Source organism: Oleiphilus sp. HI0123 (assembly GCF_001635315.1).
Genome location: NZ_LWGE01000529.1, coordinates 1 through 291, shown reverse-complemented (window position 1 = coordinate 291; position 291 = coordinate 1). Strand labels below are relative to the sequence as shown.

1 protein-coding gene is annotated in these 291 nt (G+C 46.0%); it reads left to right on the top strand.

The window, feature by feature from the left end:
- Positions 1 to 291, top strand: a 291-nt coding sequence (locus tag A3761_RS04935; RefSeq protein ID WP_156491607.1) for a pyridoxal 5'-phosphate synthase, incomplete at both ends; no start/stop codon positions are given.

Sequence of the window (291 nt, the reverse complement as noted above, 5' to 3'; positions counted from 1 at the left end):
TTTGATGAAAACGGCTTTGTTTTCTTCACTAACTACAACAGCCGAAAGTCTCAGCAGATTAAAGCCTACCCTCAAGTAGCGATGTTGTTCCCCTGGTTACCACTGAACCGTCAGGTGAAGGTGGAAGGACGTTGTGAAAAGATATCCAGTGCCGCTTCCTTGAAATATTTTGCAACCAGGCCGCGTGGCAGTCAGATTGGTGCTTGGTGTAGTGATCAGAGCGAAGTGATCGAGTCTCGTTCTTTTCTAGAACAAAAGTATCGTGAAGCGGCAGAGAAATTCAAATCCGGT